This window comes from Streptomyces sp. CA-179760 (genome assembly GCF_050937045.1).
Taxonomy (GTDB): domain Bacteria; phylum Actinomycetota; class Actinomycetes; order Streptomycetales; family Streptomycetaceae; genus Streptomyces.
The window spans coordinates 6,749,757-6,764,142 of record NZ_JBNJLZ010000001.1 but is presented as its reverse complement, the minus strand read 5'-3'; the positions used below and the strand labels follow the sequence as shown (position 1 = coordinate 6,764,142).

Below are 14,386 nucleotides of genomic sequence, written 5' to 3'. Positions count from 1 at the left end.
GATCACTTCTCGACGGCCGTCGTGGGGTTCTCCGCGGCGGCTTCGTGAGCCGAGGAGAGCAGCTTGGTGTCCTGCGGCTGCTGGTCCTCGAAGTTCTCCGGGTGGTGGCAGGCGACGCGCTGCCCGGCCCGCAGCTCCTTGAGCGGCGGCTCCGTCGTCTTGCACATCTCGGTCGCCTTCCAGCACCGGGTGTGGAAGCGGCAGCCGCTCGGCGGGGAGATCGGCGAGGGCACGTCGCCCTTGAGCAGGATGCGCTCGCTCTTGGCGCCCCGGCGCTTCGGATCCGGTACCGGCACGGCCGACAGCAGGGCCTTGGAATACGGGTGCATCGGCGACTTGTAGAGCTGGTCGCGCTCGGCCAGCTCGACGATCTTGCCGAGGTACATCACCGCGATCCGGTCCGAGACATGCCGGACGACAGACAGGTCGTGCGCGATGATCACGTACGTCAGGCCCAGTTCCTCCTGGAGGTCGTCCAGCAGGTTCACCACCTGCGCCTGGATCGACACGTCCAGCGCGGAGACCGGCTCGTCCGCCACGACCAGCTTGGGGTTGAGCGCGAGCGCGCGGGCGATGCCGATGCGCTGGCGCTGGCCGCCGGAGAACTCGTGCGGATAGCGGTTGTAGTGCTCGGGGTTGAGGCCGACCACCGACAGCAGCCGCTGGACCTCCTTCTTCACCCCGCCCTCGGGCTCGACCCCCTGGAGCCTGAAGGGGGCGCCGACGATCGTGCCGATCGTGTGCCGGGGGTTCAGCGAGGAGTAGGGGTCCTGGAAGATCATCTGCACGTCACGGCGCATCGGGCGCAGATCGCTCGTGCCGAGGTGCGTGATGTCCTTGCCCTCGAACTCGACCGTGCCGCCGGTCGGTTCCAGCAGCCGGGTGATCAGCCGGCCCATGGTGGACTTGCCGCAGCCCGACTCGCCCACGACACCGAGCGTCTCGCCCTTGCGGACCTCGAAGTCGATGCCGTCGACGGCGCGCACCGCGCCGGTCTGCCGCTGGAGCAGGCCCTTGCGGATCGGGAAGTGCTTCTGCAGGCCGGTCACCTTCAGCAGGACCTCGCCGGCGGCGGCGGAGTCCTTGGTGAGGGTGGCCCCGCTGGTGTCCGGTTTGCTCACCGGTTTCTCGTCGCTCACAGCTTCGGCGCAATCTCTTCGGTCCAGATACGCTCCCGCTGCTCCTGGGTCATGTGGCAGGCGGCCCAGTGTCCGCCGCCGACCTCGGTCAGCTCGGGGCGGACCGTGCGGGTGACGTTGTCCTTCGGGAGGTCCGCGTACGGGCAGCGCGGGTTGAAGGCGCAGCCGGACGGGAGGTTGATGAGGGAGGGCGGTGCGCCCTTGATCGGGATGAGCCGGTCGGTCTCCTCCCGGTCCATGCGCGGCATCGAGCCGAGCAGACCCCAGGTGTAGGGGTGCCGGGGCTCGGAGAACACGGCCTCCGCGGAACCGCGCTCCACGCACCGGCCGCCGTACATGACCAGCAGGTCGTCGGCCATCTCGGCGACCACGCCCAGGTCGTGGGTGATCATGATGACCGCGGAGCCGAACTCCTTCTGCAGATCATGGATGAGATCGAGGATCTGCGCCTGCACGGTGACGTCCAGGGCGGTGGTCGGCTCGTCGGCGATGAGCAGCTCGGGGTTGTTCACCAGCGCCATGGCGATCATCGCGCGCTGGCGCATACCGCCGGAGAACTCGTGCGGGTAGCCGTCCACGCGCTTGGCGGGCTCGGGGATGCCGACCCGGTCGAGCATGTCGATCGCCCGCTGCTTGGCGGCCTTCTTGCTGACGTCGTGGTGGACCCGGTACGCCTCGACGATCTGCTGCCCGACCGAGTAGTAGGGGTGCATCGCCGACAGCGGGTCCTGGAAGATCATGGCCATCTTCCGGCCCCGCAGCCGCCGCACCGCGTCCGGATCGGCCGCGATCAGCTCCTGGCCGTCCAGCCACACCTCGCCGGAGACCTTGGCACGCGCCGAGCGGTGCAGGCCCATCAGTCCGAGGGAGGTGACGGACTTGCCGGAGCCGGACTCGCCCACGATGCCCAGGGTCTTGCCCTTGCGCACGTCGAAACTGACACCGTCCACCGACTTGACCAGACCGTCGTCCGTGTCGAAATGGATGCGCAGATCCCGTACGGACAGGAACACGTCGTCCGCGGTGGACGGGGCGACGGGGTCCGGTTCGCCGAGCGCGGCTTTGTCGAGCTTGCTCACGAGTACCTCACCCGGGGGTCGATGGCGGCGTTCACCAGGTCGACGATCAGATTGCAGAAGACGATGAAGAACGCGGCGACCATGGTCACACCCATGATGATGGGCAGGTCGTTCTGCTGGATGGACTGGATGGCGTAGGCCCCGATGCCCTGCAGCGAGAAGACCGTCTCGGTGAGCACAGCGCTGCCGACCAGAAGACCGAAGTCCATACCGAAGATCGTGACGATCGGGGTCAGCGCGGAGCGCAGGCCGTGCTTCGCGACGACCGTGGTCTCCTTCAGCCCCTTGGCCCTGGCCGTTCTGATGTAGTCCTCGCCCATCGTCTCCAGCATGCCCGCCCGGGTGAGCCGGGCGTAGAGAGCGGAGAAGAGGAAGGCGAGGCTGACCCAGGGCAGGATCAGGTGCCAGGCCCATTCCGCGGGGTTCTCGGTGAACGGGACGTAGTCGACGCTGTCCCAGATGGGGATCTCGTACACGAAGAGCGCGAGCAGGATCTGGCCGGTGAAGAAGATCGGGAGCGAGACGCCGGAGAGGGCGATGAACATGGCGATGCGGTCGATGGGCTTGCCCTTGCGCAGCGCGGAGATCACACCCGTCGTCACACCGAAGACCACCCAGATCACCGCGGCGCCGACGGCCAGCGAGAAGGAGACGGGGATCCGCTCCTGCAGCTGGGGCCACACCTCGACGTGATTCTTGAACGAGTACCCGAAGCAGGGTGCGCTGCAGTGCGTCGCGTCGGGACCGAACTTGTAGTCGGCGCCGATCACGATGCCCTTGATGAAGTCCCAGTACTGGACGTAGACCGGCTGGTCCAGGCCGAGATTCTGCTTGATCGCGGCGACGGACTCGGGGTTCGCGTCCTTGCCGACGTACTGGGTGGCCAACTGGTCGGCCGTCTGGCCCCCGAGACGGGGCACCAGGAAGAAGATGGCGAAAGTGACTGCGCTGACCACCAGCAGCAACAGCACCGCGCCCATGACGCGTCGGAGGATGTACGCAGCCACAGCTGTACGGCCCCGGGTGGCCGCGGCGGGATCATCCGCCGCGGCCACCCGGTGCCTTCACCTGCCTTTCGAAAGGATCCGGCCCGCTGGTTACTTCGAGGAGCTCATCAGCAGGTAGTCGTACATACCGAGGTAGGCCTGCGTCACCGTGACATTGGCCGCGGACGTGGGCCTGAGCAGCAGGTTCTTGCGGTAGATGACAGGAACGACCGAGGCGTTGTCGAGCACCATCTTGTCGATGTCGCCCCAGGCCTTGGTGCGGGCCGCGTCGTCGGTGTTGGCGATCGCGTCCGTCAGGGCCTTGTTGATCTTCGGGTCGTCCAGCTCCATCAGGTTGTTGCCGCCCGAGGGCTTGATGGCCGCACCGTTGATGATCTGGTCGAGGAAGCCGTAGCCGGTCGGCCAGTCGGCGCCCCACGCCATCGAGAGCATGCCGAGCTTGTTGTCGTGGACGTAGCTCGGGACACCGGCGAAGTTGGAGAAGTACTTGCCGGAGGGGAACTGCTTGATCTCGACGTTGATGCCGATCTTCTTCAGCGACGCCTGGACGGCCGTGGCCTGCGCGACCTCGGCGGGCCGGTCGGAACGGGCCGTCAGGATCGTGTTGAAGCCGTTCGGCTTGCCGCACGCCTTCAGCGCCGCCTTGGCCTTGGCCACGTCACCCTTGTGACCCTCGGTCGCGTAGGTGTCGAACTTGGTGTAGCCGTTCACCGACGGCGGCAGCAGCGTGGTCGCCACGTCACCCTTCGGCGAACCGCCCATGGCGTCGAGCACCGACTGCTTGTCGAGGCCCCACTGCACGGCCTTGCGGCAGTCGGCGTTGTCGAACGGCTTCACGTTCACGTTCAGCGCGATGTACTGCGTCGCGCCGGCGTACGAGCTGTCCGTCTGGTTGGCGTACTTGCCGCGCAGCACCTTCGGCTGGGTCTGCGGCTGCACACCCGTGCCGGCCGCGTCAGCCGTGATCTTGTCGGAGAGCAGGTCGTTGTCGACCGTGACCGGGTTGACCTTGAACTTGATCGTGACCTTGTCCGGCAGAGCCTTGCGGACCGGGTCCGTCTTCGCGTCCCACTGCGGGTTGCGCACGAGGGTGGCGCCGCGGCCCTCCTCGTAGGACTGGAACTGGTACGGGCCCGTGGACTGGATGGCCTGCACGTACTTCGCACCGGTGTCCTTCGACTGCTGCACCGGGGCCGTCTGCGAGAACGTCGCCAGGTAGTCGAAGTCGGCGAACGGCTGCTTCAGCTTGAAGACGATCGTCTGGTCGTCCGGCGTCTCGATGGACTTGATGCCCTCGGCGGACTTGTCCTTGTACGGGCCCTTGTACTTGTCGCCGCCGTCCAGGTACGCCTTGAAGTACGTCGGGCCGTTGGACAGCGCCTCGGGCGCGAAGTTGGAACGCTCGATGGCGTACTTCACGTCCTTGGACGTCACCGGGGTGCCGTCCTGGAACTTCACACCCGTACGCAGCTTGTACGTCCAGGTCTTGGCGTCCGTGCTGGACTTGCCGAGGCCCTCGGCGAGGTCCGGCACGACCTCCAGGCCTTCCTTGCCCGCCGCCGGTTTGAACGTGGTGAGCGTTCTGCCGTAGAGGCGGGAGAAGTTCTGCACCCAGCCGTAGTACGTGTTGCCCGGGTCGAGGGAGTCCGGCACGTCCGAGTGCTCGTACGCGACCGTCCCGCCCTTCTTGCTCGACTCGTTGACGATCGAGTTCAGCGCGGCGTCCTTCTTGCCGTTGCCTCCCCCGTCGTTGTCGTCACCTCCGCCGCCGCACGCGGCAGCACCCAGCGACAGCGCCAGGACCGACGCAACGCCGGCGGTCACCCTTCTCGTCTTCACCTGAGGAAGCCCCCTCATTCGATGGATCACTTGCTGCGAGGGTCGAGGGCGTCACGCAGCCCGTCACCCAGCAGGTTGAAGGCCAGGACGGTGATGAAGATCGCCAGTCCGGGCACGAACATGTACTGCGGATCAGCCGTGTAGAGATCCACAGCGTTGCTGAGCATGCCGCCCCAGGAGGCCTGCGGCGGAGCGATACCGACACCGAGGAAGCTCAGCGCGGCCTCGAACAGGATGTTCGTCGGGATGATCAGCGTCGAGTAGACGAGGATCGGCGCGACGAGGTTGGGGAGCAGTTCCCGGAACAGGACGTACGGGCCGCGCGCTCCGAGGCTGGTGGCCGCCTCGATGAACTCCCGCTTGCGCAGGGTCATGGTCTGCGCCCGCACGATGCGGCCGATGTACGGCCAGCTGAAGAAGCCGATCACGAAGATCAGCACGCAGATGCGCAGGGACAGGCCGTCGAGACCGAAGAAGCCGTCCTGCACCGATGCCGAGATCGAGATGGCGAACAGCAGCAGCGGGAACGCCAGGAAGGTGTCCATCATCCGGCTGATGACGCTGTCGATCCAGCCGCCGTAGTACCCGGCGACGACACCGAGCACGGTGCCGATGCACACGGACAGCAGCGTGGCGCCGCCCGCGACCAGCAGGGAGACCCAGGAGCCGTCGATGATGCGGGCGAGCATGTCCCGGCCGTACTGCGGGTCCACGCCTAGCGGGTGGTCCCAGCTCATGCCGCCCCAGCCACCCTTGGGCGCGAGCAGCGCCGGGTCGATGAGGTCCTGGTTGAACTTGTTGGGATCGAGGTTGAAGATCCACTGGATCGGCTTGGAGAACACCGCCAGCAGCGTGAGCAGGATGACGACGACGCCTCCCGCCATCGCCACCTTGTCCCGCTTGAAGCGCATCCAGGCGATCTGAGTGAGCGAGCGCCCCTCGATCTGGCTCTTCTTGACCCCGGCGAGCACGGCCTCGGGCTGTGCTCCGGCTTCCGCCCCGGTGGTCTCGATCGGTGCGGTCACGGTGCGATTGACCCCTCTCGGGTCGGCGATCGCCGACCCCCTGGCTGCCGCTGTAGCGGTTTTGTTTGTCTCGTACACGAGACCGACCCGGCCCGTGTCTTGCGGGGAGTCTTCAACGCTTTGGCGATCTGTTGCCAGACTTGGCGATGAAAGGATGCGTAAACGTGATGCTGTCTGCGAGGTTCCGTTATCCGGACAACGGGTAACAGGGGTCGGACGCGCCGCGACAGGGGCATACTAGGACAACGTTACCCTTTTCACCCTTATCTACGCGCGGAGAGTTGAGCGGTCGTCGCGTTCCGGAACAGCTTCGCGGGCCCCGGGGCGGGTCAGTACCTGCCCTGGGGAGGGGGGTATCCGTAGCCCGAGGCCGGGGCCTGGACGGGGGCGGTGGCGTGGGCCTCACGGTCGTAGAACGGGCGTGCGCCGGCGCGCAGCCACATGGCGACCGGGTCGTGCTCGTCGGACATCGCGACGGTCGACACGGGGAGCCCGTCCGGTACGGCGCCGAGGGACTGCTGCATCATCGCGCGCACCGAATCCACGGCCGGCGGCGAGGTGTCGTAGACGTCGAGTCCGATGGCCAGATACGGCGCCCCGAGCGCGGGTTGCACCCAGGCGCGGCGCAGCGAGCGGACGGCCGGGGTGCGGTGGGCGTTCTGCGCGAGCAGGGCGTAGAACTGCGGGATCTCGATGGCGGGTTCGGACAGCCGCAGGGGTCCGGCGGGCTGGCGGTCCAGGCCCGTGGCGATCCGGCGCAGGTCGAGCCAGGGGATGCCGACGCCGCCACCGGGGGCGTGTGGGTTGAGCCAGAGGCCGTAGTGGTCGGGGTAGAGGGCGCGGGCCACGTCGATGCCGTCGACGACCTCGTAACTGCGGTTCCAGCCGCTGGCCGAGAGTTCCTGTGCGGAGGTCACACAGGGGGCGTAGCCGTGGCCCTCGACCTCCATGTTTCCGTACTGGGCGTCGGGGGATCCGGCCTGGCCCTGCCACAGGAGCATCCAGATCTGGCCGCTGTGGGGGGTCGCGAGCGCGCGCAGGAGGGCCTCATAGGCGTCATAACGCCCGGGCGTGACCTGGCGCAGCATGTGCTCGACCTGTCCGGCCGCGGCCGTGCCGCTCGCGCTCACCTTTACCGCCCCTTCGTACAACGCCTCGACCGTGACCTAGCTTAAGCCCGCGCAGGTGCCCGGGGCTTGGTGCCGCCCTGCGGGTGCGGGCCGCATGTGGTTCTCGCGCCCACGCGGCGGAGCCGCATGGTGTCACAGCCCCGCGCCCCTGAAGTATCCGGCCTACCGCTGGTAGAAAGGCCGGACCCTGTCCTTCATCCACGCGCCCACCGGGTCCTCCGCGACGTCCAGGAGCACCAGGTTGACCGGCCAGGGGGCCGGGGCGTCGGTGACGGCGCGGGTGAGGGCGTCCAGGGGCAGGGCGCGCAGGTCGCCTTCCCACTGGGAGAGTTCGACGCCGACGAACATCACCGGGTCGGCGGTCTCGATCGCGGCGAGGCAGCGGCGGGCGGTGACGACGACGCCGATCGCCTCGAACTCCGCGGAGGCGGCGGCGAGGAAGTCCACCGGGTCGTCCTGCCAGTCGGGCTCGAAGAGGCGGACCCGGCCGCCGCTCGCGGGGCCGTCCAGCGGGGTCCTGCCGGCCCGGCACAGCTCGGCGACGGCGGGCGGCGGGAGCGGGATGCCGACGACGCCGCCCGGGTTGACGGCCATCCCCGCGTGCGGGGGCAGACCGCGGGCGAACTCCACGGCGGGGGCGATGGTGTACGACATGTGCGAGCCGACGACCTGGCGGAACTGCTCCTCGGAGCTGAACACCGGCACGAACGCCTGGCCGTCGATCTCGATGCCGGGGAGGTCGAGGGGGCCGCTCTGCGGGCCGCCGCCGCTGGGCAGCGGGATCCACACGAAGCTGCGGCCGAGCACCTCGACGATCCGCCCGCCGGCCGAGGGGCCGGCGCCGAGGGAGGCCGAGAGCACCTCCTCCAGCTCGTTGCCGGGCCATCCGCCGTGCGGGTGGGTCTGCGTCTGCGCCGGGAAGTCCGCGGAGAAGTCCGCCGGGAAGTCCATCTGCCTACCGCCTGCCTGAAACCACTGCTGTGGCTCAAAGGCTAGCGGCTCGGGAAGGGCGGGCTGCCACCCCGTGAACCGCGGCGGGGGGCGCGGGCGGCCGAACGGCGCTTCCGGGCTCGCCGAACGCGGACGCCTGCCCCATACACACGGTCCGCCGACGGCAGACGCCACGGGCCCGAGCTTCCGGGCGCGCCGGCAGCAGACGCCTGCCGCGTGCACACGGCTCAGACCGCAAGCGGACGAGCCGCATGCCCGGCGCAAACGACCGCGTGGATGCCTGTCCTGTACACACGGTTCGCCGGCGGCAGCGCCGTGGACCGTGCTTCCGGGCTCACCGACCGCCGAAGCGGGCCCGCTGCACGGGGCCGCACGCGGAAGGCCCAACTCGCGGGCGCGCGCCCGCCCCATGCGCACAGCGGGGCCGCAGACGGACGGCCCGTGCTTCCCGGACGCCCGACCGCGGATGCCGCCCGCCCCCTGAACACGGCTCGCGAACCCCGGACGCCCGCCCTTGTGGAACGTGGCTTGCCAACCCCGGACGCCTGTCCGTGAACCGCGGCTCCCCCGTCGCGGACAGTCGGTCCGTGAGGGCCCGCCCACGGGCCGGGGCCGTCAGCCCGCGAACCCGATGCGGTGGAGGGTGTTCGCCGCGTCGCGGTCGGCGAGGACCGCCGAGCCGCAGCCGGTGGGCAGTTCGCCCCGTTCGACCTCGCGGAGCAGGCGGGTGGTGGCCGCGCGGTGGCGCAGGAACGCGTACCGCGAGACGCCTCGGCCGCGGTCGCGCTGGCCGGCCAGGGCCTGTTCGGGGGCGACGTCGAGCATCAGCAGATGGAGCGTGCCGCCCCGGCGGCGGGCCTCGCGGGCGAGCCAGCGGCGGACCCAGGCCTGTGTGCCGCAGTCGTGCACGACGACGCCCTCGCCGGTGCGCAGGGCGCGGCGCAGCCCGGCGTAGTGGGCGAGGCGGACGAGCGGGCGGTAGACCGCGTACGGCAGGGCGCGCGGCATACGGCGGTCCCAGTGGTCGCGGGTGTCCTGGGAGTCGATGCGCCGACCCGGCACGGTGCGCCGCATCAGCGTGGACTTGCCGCTGCCGGGCAGGCCCGTGACCACGACGATGTCCCGGGAGCCGAACAGCAGCGCGTGCGGGCCGCGGCCGGGCCGCTCGCGCAGATCGCGGACGACCGGCACCGGCTGCGGGCCGCAGACCGCGCGCACCGGAGCGGCCGGCTGCTCGGGCAGCGCGATGCCCGACGTCGTGGCGTACGCGGTGGTCCTGTTCACCGTGATCGTCCTCCCCTGGGGCCAGGTACGGAGTCCCATGCCCGCCGAGTGTAAAGAGAAGGTAATGCCCGATGTCTCTGGTTTTAGTCCTCTTCCTGCAACAGCCCTGCTACAGGGTGGTCCCCCTGCCACCCCGCGACGATGCGTGCAATGATGTGCGCGCCAACTGCATACCGGCCGTTTGAATCCGCGCGGGAGAGTCCCCAGCACCGTCCGACGCTGGGGCGCCGAAGGAGCAAGTCCCTCCCTTGAATCTCTCAGGCCCCGTTACCGCGCGGGCGAGGCACATCTGAAAAGCGGGCCGCAGCCCTCTCCGGAGTCCGGGGAAGCGGCGTGGCCCCACCCAAGGTGCAAGCCGTTGACCCGCGCGGTCATGGCGAACCTCTCAGGTTCCGATGACAGATGGGGAGGAACGACCTCGCCCGTCATGCCTTATGCCTTGGGAGACGACCGACCGTGAGCAGTACAGGAGAACTCCGCCACACCGCGCTCGATGCCGTGCATCGTTCGCTCGGCGCGACGATGACCGACTTCGCCGGCTGGGACATGCCCCTGCGCTACGGCTCCGAGCGCGACGAGCACAACGCCGTGCGTACGCAGGCCGGGCTGTTCGACCTCTCCCACATGGGCGAGATCACCGTCACGGGCCCGGGGGCCACCGCCCTCCTCGACCACGCGCTGGTCGGCAACATCGGCGGGGTCAAGCCCGGCCGCGCCCGCTACACCATGATCTGCCAGGCGGACGGCGGCATCCTCGACGACCTGATCGTCTACCGGCTGGCCGAGACCGAGGCCCCCGAGTTCATGGTCGTCGCCAACGCCTCCAACGCCCAGGTGGTCCTGGACGCACTGGTGGAACGTTCCGCCGGCTTCGACGCCGAGGTGCGCGACGACCGGGACGCCTACGCGCTGCTCGCCGTACAGGGCCCACAGTCCCGGGGATCCTGAAGTCCCTCACCGACGCCGACCTCGACGGCCTGAAGTACTACGCCGGCCTGCCCGGCACGGTCGCGGGCGTCCCGGCCCTCATCGCCCGCACCGGATACACCGGCGAGGACGGCTTCGAGCTGTTCGTGAAGCCGGAGCACGCCGTCGAGCTGTGGCAGGCCCTCACCAAGGCGGGCGAGGGCGCCGGCCTGGTCCCGTGCGGGCTGTCCTGCCGCGACACGCTGCGCCTCGAGGCGGGCATGCCGCTGTACGGGCACGAGCTGAGCACCTCCCTGACGCCCTTCGACGCCGGGCTCGGCCGGGTGGTGAAGTTCGAGAAGGAGGGCGACTTCGTGGGCCGCGAGGCCCTGACCGAGGCCGCCGCACGCGCCGAGCAGAACCCGCCCCGCATCCTGGTCGGCCTCGTCGCCGAGGGCCGTAGGGTCCCGCGCGCCGGGTACCCGGTCGTCACCGGCGGCGAGGTGATCGGCGAGGTCACCTCCGGCGCCCCCTCCCCCACGCTCGGCAAGCCGATCGCGATGGCGTACGTCGACCCCGCGCACGCGGCGGCCGGCACTCCCGGTGTGGCCGTGGACATCCGGGGCAGTCACGAGCCGTACGAGGTCGTGGCGCTGCCGTTCTACAAGCGCCAGAAGTAGACACTGGCCAAGCGCCAGAAGCAGACACCGGCCGCGGGCCGCCACCGCGGTCCCGGGCGTCTCACCCCCGCTCACCAGCGGTCCCCTTCATCAGCACTCCCGCGCGTACAGGAGAATCCAGGCCATGAGCAACCCCAAAGAGCTGCGGTACAGCAAGGAGCACGAGTGGCTGTCGGGCGCCGAGGACGGCGTCTCGACGATCGGCATCACCGAGCACGCGGCGAACGCGCTCGGCGACGTCGTCTTCGTCCAGCTCCCGGAGGTCGGTGCCGCCCTGTCCGCGGGCGAGACCTGCGGCGAGCTGGAGTCGACCAAGTCCGTGTCCGACCTCTACTCCCCGGTCTCCGGCGAGGTCACCGAGGTCAACGAGGACGTGGTGAACGACCCGTCGCTGGTGAACTCGGCCCCCTTCGAGGGCGGCTGGCTGTTCAAGGTGCGCGTCACGGACGAGCCGGGCGACCTGCTCTCCGCCGACGAGTACACCGCGTTCTCCGCCGGCTGAGAGGTCGTAGCCGTATGTCCGTCCTGAACACGTCCCTGCACGAGTTCGACCCGGCCGTGGCCGCCGCGGTCGACGCCGAGCTGCACCGGCAGCAGTCCACGCTCGAGATGATCGCCTCGGAGAACTTCGCCCCGGTCGCGGTCATGGAGGCGCAGGGCTCGGTCCTGACCAACAAGTACGCCGAGGGCTACCCGGGCCGCCGCTACTACGGCGGCTGTGAGCACGTCGACGTGGTCGAGCAGATCGCGATCGACCGCGTCAAGGAGCTGTTCGGCGCCGAGCACGCCAACGTCCAGCCGCACTCCGGTGCCCAGGCCAACGCCGCCGCGATGTTCGCGCTGCTCAAGCCGGGCGACACCATCATGGGTCTGAACCTCGCGCACGGCGGGCACCTGACCCACGGCATGAAGATCAACTTCTCCGGCAAGCTCTACGACGTCGTCGCCTACCACGTGGGCGACGACGGCCGGGTCGACATGGCCGAGGTGGAGCGGCTGGCGAAGGAGTCCCGGCCGAAGCTGATCGTCGCGGGCTGGTCGGCCTACCCGCGGCAGCTGGACTTCGCCGAGTTCCGCAGGATCGCGGACGAGGTCGGGGCGTACCTGATGGTCGACATGGCGCACTTCGCCGGGCTGGTGGCGGCGGGGCTGCACCCGAACCCCGTTCCGCACGCGCACGTGGTGACCACGACCACCCACAAGACGCTGGGCGGCCCGCGCGGCGGTGTGATCCTCTCCACGGCCGAACTCGCCAAGAAGATCAACTCCGCTGTCTTCCCCGGTCAGCAGGGCGGCCCGCTGGAGCATGTGATCGCGGCCAAGGCGGTCTCGTTCAAGGTCGCCGCCTCCGAGGACTTCAAGGAGCGCCAGCGCCGTACGCTGGAGGGTGCCCGCATCCTGGCCGAGCGTCTGGTGAAGGACGACGTCCGGGCCGTGGGCGTGGACGTGCTGTCCGGCGGCACGGACGTGCACCTCGTCCTGGTCGACCTGCGCCACTCGGAGCTGGACGGACAGCAGGCCGAGGACCGCCTCCATGAGGTGGGCATCACGGTCAACCGCAACGCGATCCCGAACGACCCGCGTCCGCCGATGGTGACGTCCGGTCTGCGGATCGGCACGCCGGCCCTGGCGACCCGGGGCTTCGAGAGCGAGGACTTCGCGGAGGTCGCGGACGTCATCGCCGAGACGCTGAAGGCGCCTTCTCCCTTCGGGGCCGCCGACGCGGACGCCCTCAAGGCCCGTGTGAAGGCCCTGGCCGACCGGCACCCGCTGTACGCAGGCCTCAACAAGTAACGAAGAAACCTTCAGGGCGCCGCGCCCGCCACGCGGTCGCGGCGCCCGGCCCCACTGCACCACCCCCGTAGTCAGGAGTTCCCGTGGCCATCTCGGTCTTCGACCTGTTCTCGATCGGCATCGGCCCGTCCAGCTCCCACACGGTCGGCCCGATGCGCGCGGCCGGCCTGTTCGCCCGGCGGCTGCGCAACGAGGAGCTGCTGGAGTCGGTCGCCTCGGTCCGTGCCGAGCTGTACGGCTCCCTCGGCGCCACCGGCCACGGCCACGGCACGCCCAAGGCGGTCCTGCTCGGCCTGGAGGGCGACTCGCCGCGCACGGTCGACGTGGAGAAGGCCGACGACCGGGTGGACGCGATCAAGACCGACGGCCGGCTGAATCTGCTGGGCGAGCACGAAATCGCGTTCTCCTTCGACGACGACATGGTCCTGCACCGCCGCAAGACCCTCCCGTACCACGCCAACGGCATGACCCTGTGGGCGTACGACGCCTCGGGCGCGGAGCTGCTGACGAAGACCTACTACTCGGTCGGCGGCGGCTTCGTCGTCGACGAGGAGGCCGTCGGCGCGGACCGCATCAAACTCGACGACACCGCGCTGAAGTACCCCTTCCGCACGGGCGACGAGTTGTTGCGACTGGCGCAGGAGACGGGCCTGTCCATCTCGGCCCTGATGCTGGAGAACGAGCGCGCCTGGCGCACCGAGGAGGAGATCCGGGCCGGTCTGCTGGAGATCTGGCGGGTGATGGAGTCGTGTGTGGCACGCGGCATGTCCCGCGAGGGCATCCTGCCGGGCGGTCTCAAGGTGCGCCGCCGCGCCGCGAACACCGCGCGAAAGCTCCGCTCCGAGGGCGACCCGAAGGCCCTCGCCATGGAGTGGATCACCCTCTACGCGATGGCGGTCAACGAGGAGAACGCGGCCGGCGGCCGGGTCGTCACCGCCCCCACCAACGGCGCGGCCGGCATCATCCCCGCGGTGCTGCACTACTACGTCAACTTCGGGGCGGGCTCTGCCTCCGAAGGAGAAAAGGAAGAGGCCGTGGTCCGCTTCCTGCTCGCCGCGGGCGCGATCGGCATGCTGTTCAAGGAGAACGCCTCCATCTCCGGTGCCGAGGTCGGCTGCCAGGGCGAGGTCGGCTCCGCCTGCTCGATGGCCGCGGGCGCCCTGGCCGAGGTCCTCGGCGGTTCCCCGGAGCAGGTCGAGAACGCCGCCGAGATCGGGATGGAACACAACCTGGGCCTCACCTGCGACCCGGTCGGCGGCCTGGTCCAGATCCCGTGCATCGAACGCAACGGCATGGCCGCGGTCAAGGCCGTCACCGCCGCCCGCATGGCCCTGCGCGGCGACGGTTCCCACAAGGTCTCCCTCGACAAGGTCATCAAGACGATGAAGGACACCGGGGCGGACATGTCGGTGAAGTACAAGGAGACGGCCCGGGGCGGGCTGGCGGTGAACATCATCGAGTGTTAGGTCCGGCCCCGGCTCCCAGTCTCACCATGCGAGAAGCTTATACCGAAAAACAAGACGGCTGACATCGTTGCAGGGCCCATGTTTCA

At 69.4% G+C, this 14,386-nt stretch carries 11 protein-coding genes, 1 pseudogene and 2 riboswitches; of the genes and pseudogenes, 4 read left to right on the top strand and 8 right to left on the bottom strand.

Translation table 11 applies throughout. The features are described 5' to 3' along the window. Positions 1 to 2: 2 nt before the first annotated feature. The 8 genes from ACQEV8_RS30910 to ACQEV8_RS30875 form a co-directional block, all read right to left on the bottom strand. Positions 3 to 1,121: an ABC transporter ATP-binding protein gene (locus ACQEV8_RS30910; RefSeq protein ID WP_432966748.1), complete on the bottom strand. Its 1,119-nt coding sequence runs from the start codon at positions 1,119 to 1,121 to the stop codon at positions 3 to 5. Positions 1,122 to 1,135: 14 nt separating this feature from the next. Continuing rightward, a complete protein-coding gene (locus tag ACQEV8_RS30905; RefSeq protein ID WP_432966746.1) occupies positions 1,136 to 2,218 on the bottom strand; it encodes an ABC transporter ATP-binding protein in 1,083 nt (360 codons plus the stop codon). After that, positions 2,215 to 3,225, bottom strand: a complete 1,011-nt coding sequence (locus tag ACQEV8_RS30900) for an ABC transporter permease (protein ID WP_432966744.1) — start codon at positions 3,223 to 3,225, stop codon at positions 2,215 to 2,217. The genes ACQEV8_RS30905 and ACQEV8_RS30900 overlap by 4 nt, the downstream gene beginning before the upstream one ends. 90 nt (positions 3,226 to 3,315) lie before the next feature. Beyond that, complete coding sequence (locus ACQEV8_RS30895) at positions 3,316 to 5,082, bottom strand: ABC transporter substrate-binding protein (RefSeq protein ID WP_432966742.1); 1,767 nt, start codon at positions 5,080 to 5,082, stop codon at positions 3,316 to 3,318. A gap of 8 nt (positions 5,083 to 5,090) precedes the next feature. After that, positions 5,091 to 6,089, bottom strand: a complete 999-nt coding sequence (locus ACQEV8_RS30890; RefSeq protein WP_432966740.1) for an ABC transporter permease — start codon at positions 6,087 to 6,089, stop codon at positions 5,091 to 5,093. 329 nt (positions 6,090 to 6,418) lie between these two features. After that, a complete protein-coding gene (locus ACQEV8_RS30885; RefSeq protein ID WP_432966738.1) occupies positions 6,419 to 7,219 on the bottom strand; it encodes an enhanced serine sensitivity protein SseB C-terminal domain-containing protein in 801 nt (266 codons plus the stop codon). A 162-nt stretch (positions 7,220 to 7,381) separates the two neighbouring features. Continuing rightward, positions 7,382 to 8,170 carry an enhanced serine sensitivity protein SseB gene (locus ACQEV8_RS30880; protein WP_432966736.1) on the bottom strand — a complete coding sequence of 263 codons (789 nt, stop codon included), beginning with the start codon at positions 8,168 to 8,170 and terminating at the stop codon, positions 7,382 to 7,384. Between the two features lie 615 nt (positions 8,171 to 8,785). Continuing rightward, positions 8,786 to 9,454, bottom strand: a complete 669-nt coding sequence (locus ACQEV8_RS30875; RefSeq protein WP_432973125.1) for an AAA family ATPase — start codon at positions 9,452 to 9,454, stop codon at positions 8,786 to 8,788. 182 nt (positions 9,455 to 9,636) lie between these two features. Next, positions 9,637 to 9,737: riboswitch (glycine riboswitch) on the top strand. A 1-nt stretch (position 9,738) separates the two neighbouring features. Continuing rightward, positions 9,739 to 9,866, top strand: a riboswitch (glycine riboswitch). 110 nt (positions 9,867 to 9,976) lie between these two features. Here ACQEV8_RS30875 and gcvT point away from each other — a divergent pair. The 4 genes and pseudogenes from gcvT to ACQEV8_RS30855 all read left to right on the top strand — a co-directional run bounded on the left by gcvT (position 9,977) and on the right by ACQEV8_RS30855 (position 14,300). Beyond that, positions 9,977 to 11,040 (top strand): annotated as a pseudogene (gene gcvT, locus ACQEV8_RS30870) (glycine cleavage system aminomethyltransferase GcvT). A 124-nt stretch (positions 11,041 to 11,164) separates the two neighbouring features. Beyond that, positions 11,165 to 11,542, top strand: a complete 378-nt coding sequence (gene gcvH / locus ACQEV8_RS30865; protein WP_184598686.1) for a glycine cleavage system protein GcvH — start codon at positions 11,165 to 11,167, stop codon at positions 11,540 to 11,542. Between the two features lie 14 nt (positions 11,543 to 11,556). Further along, positions 11,557 to 12,834 (top strand): serine hydroxymethyltransferase, encoded by a 1,278-nt coding sequence (glyA, locus tag ACQEV8_RS30860; RefSeq protein ID WP_432966733.1) that lies wholly within the window; start codon positions 11,557 to 11,559, stop codon positions 12,832 to 12,834. An 83-nt stretch (positions 12,835 to 12,917) separates the two neighbouring features. Further along, positions 12,918 to 14,300 carry an L-serine ammonia-lyase gene (locus ACQEV8_RS30855; RefSeq protein ID WP_432966731.1) on the top strand — a complete coding sequence of 461 codons (1,383 nt, stop codon included), beginning with the start codon at positions 12,918 to 12,920 and terminating at the stop codon, positions 14,298 to 14,300. Positions 14,301 to 14,386: the final 86 nt, after the last annotated feature.

Excerpts from the sequence above, each read along its gene's own strand:
- ACQEV8_RS30895 (WP_432966742.1), bottom strand. The coding sequence starts at position 5,082 with ATGAGGGGGCTTCCTCAGGTGAAGACGAGAAGGGTGACCGCCGGCGTT.
- ACQEV8_RS30880 (WP_432966736.1), bottom strand. The coding sequence starts at position 8,170 with ATGGACTTCCCGGCGGACTTCTCCGCGGACTTCCCGGCGCAGACGCAG.
- gcvH (WP_184598686.1), top strand. The coding sequence starts at position 11,165 with ATGAGCAACCCCAAAGAGCTGCGGTACAGCAAGGAGCACGAGTGGCTG.
- glyA (WP_432966733.1), top strand. The coding sequence starts at position 11,557 with ATGTCCGTCCTGAACACGTCCCTGCACGAGTTCGACCCGGCCGTGGCC.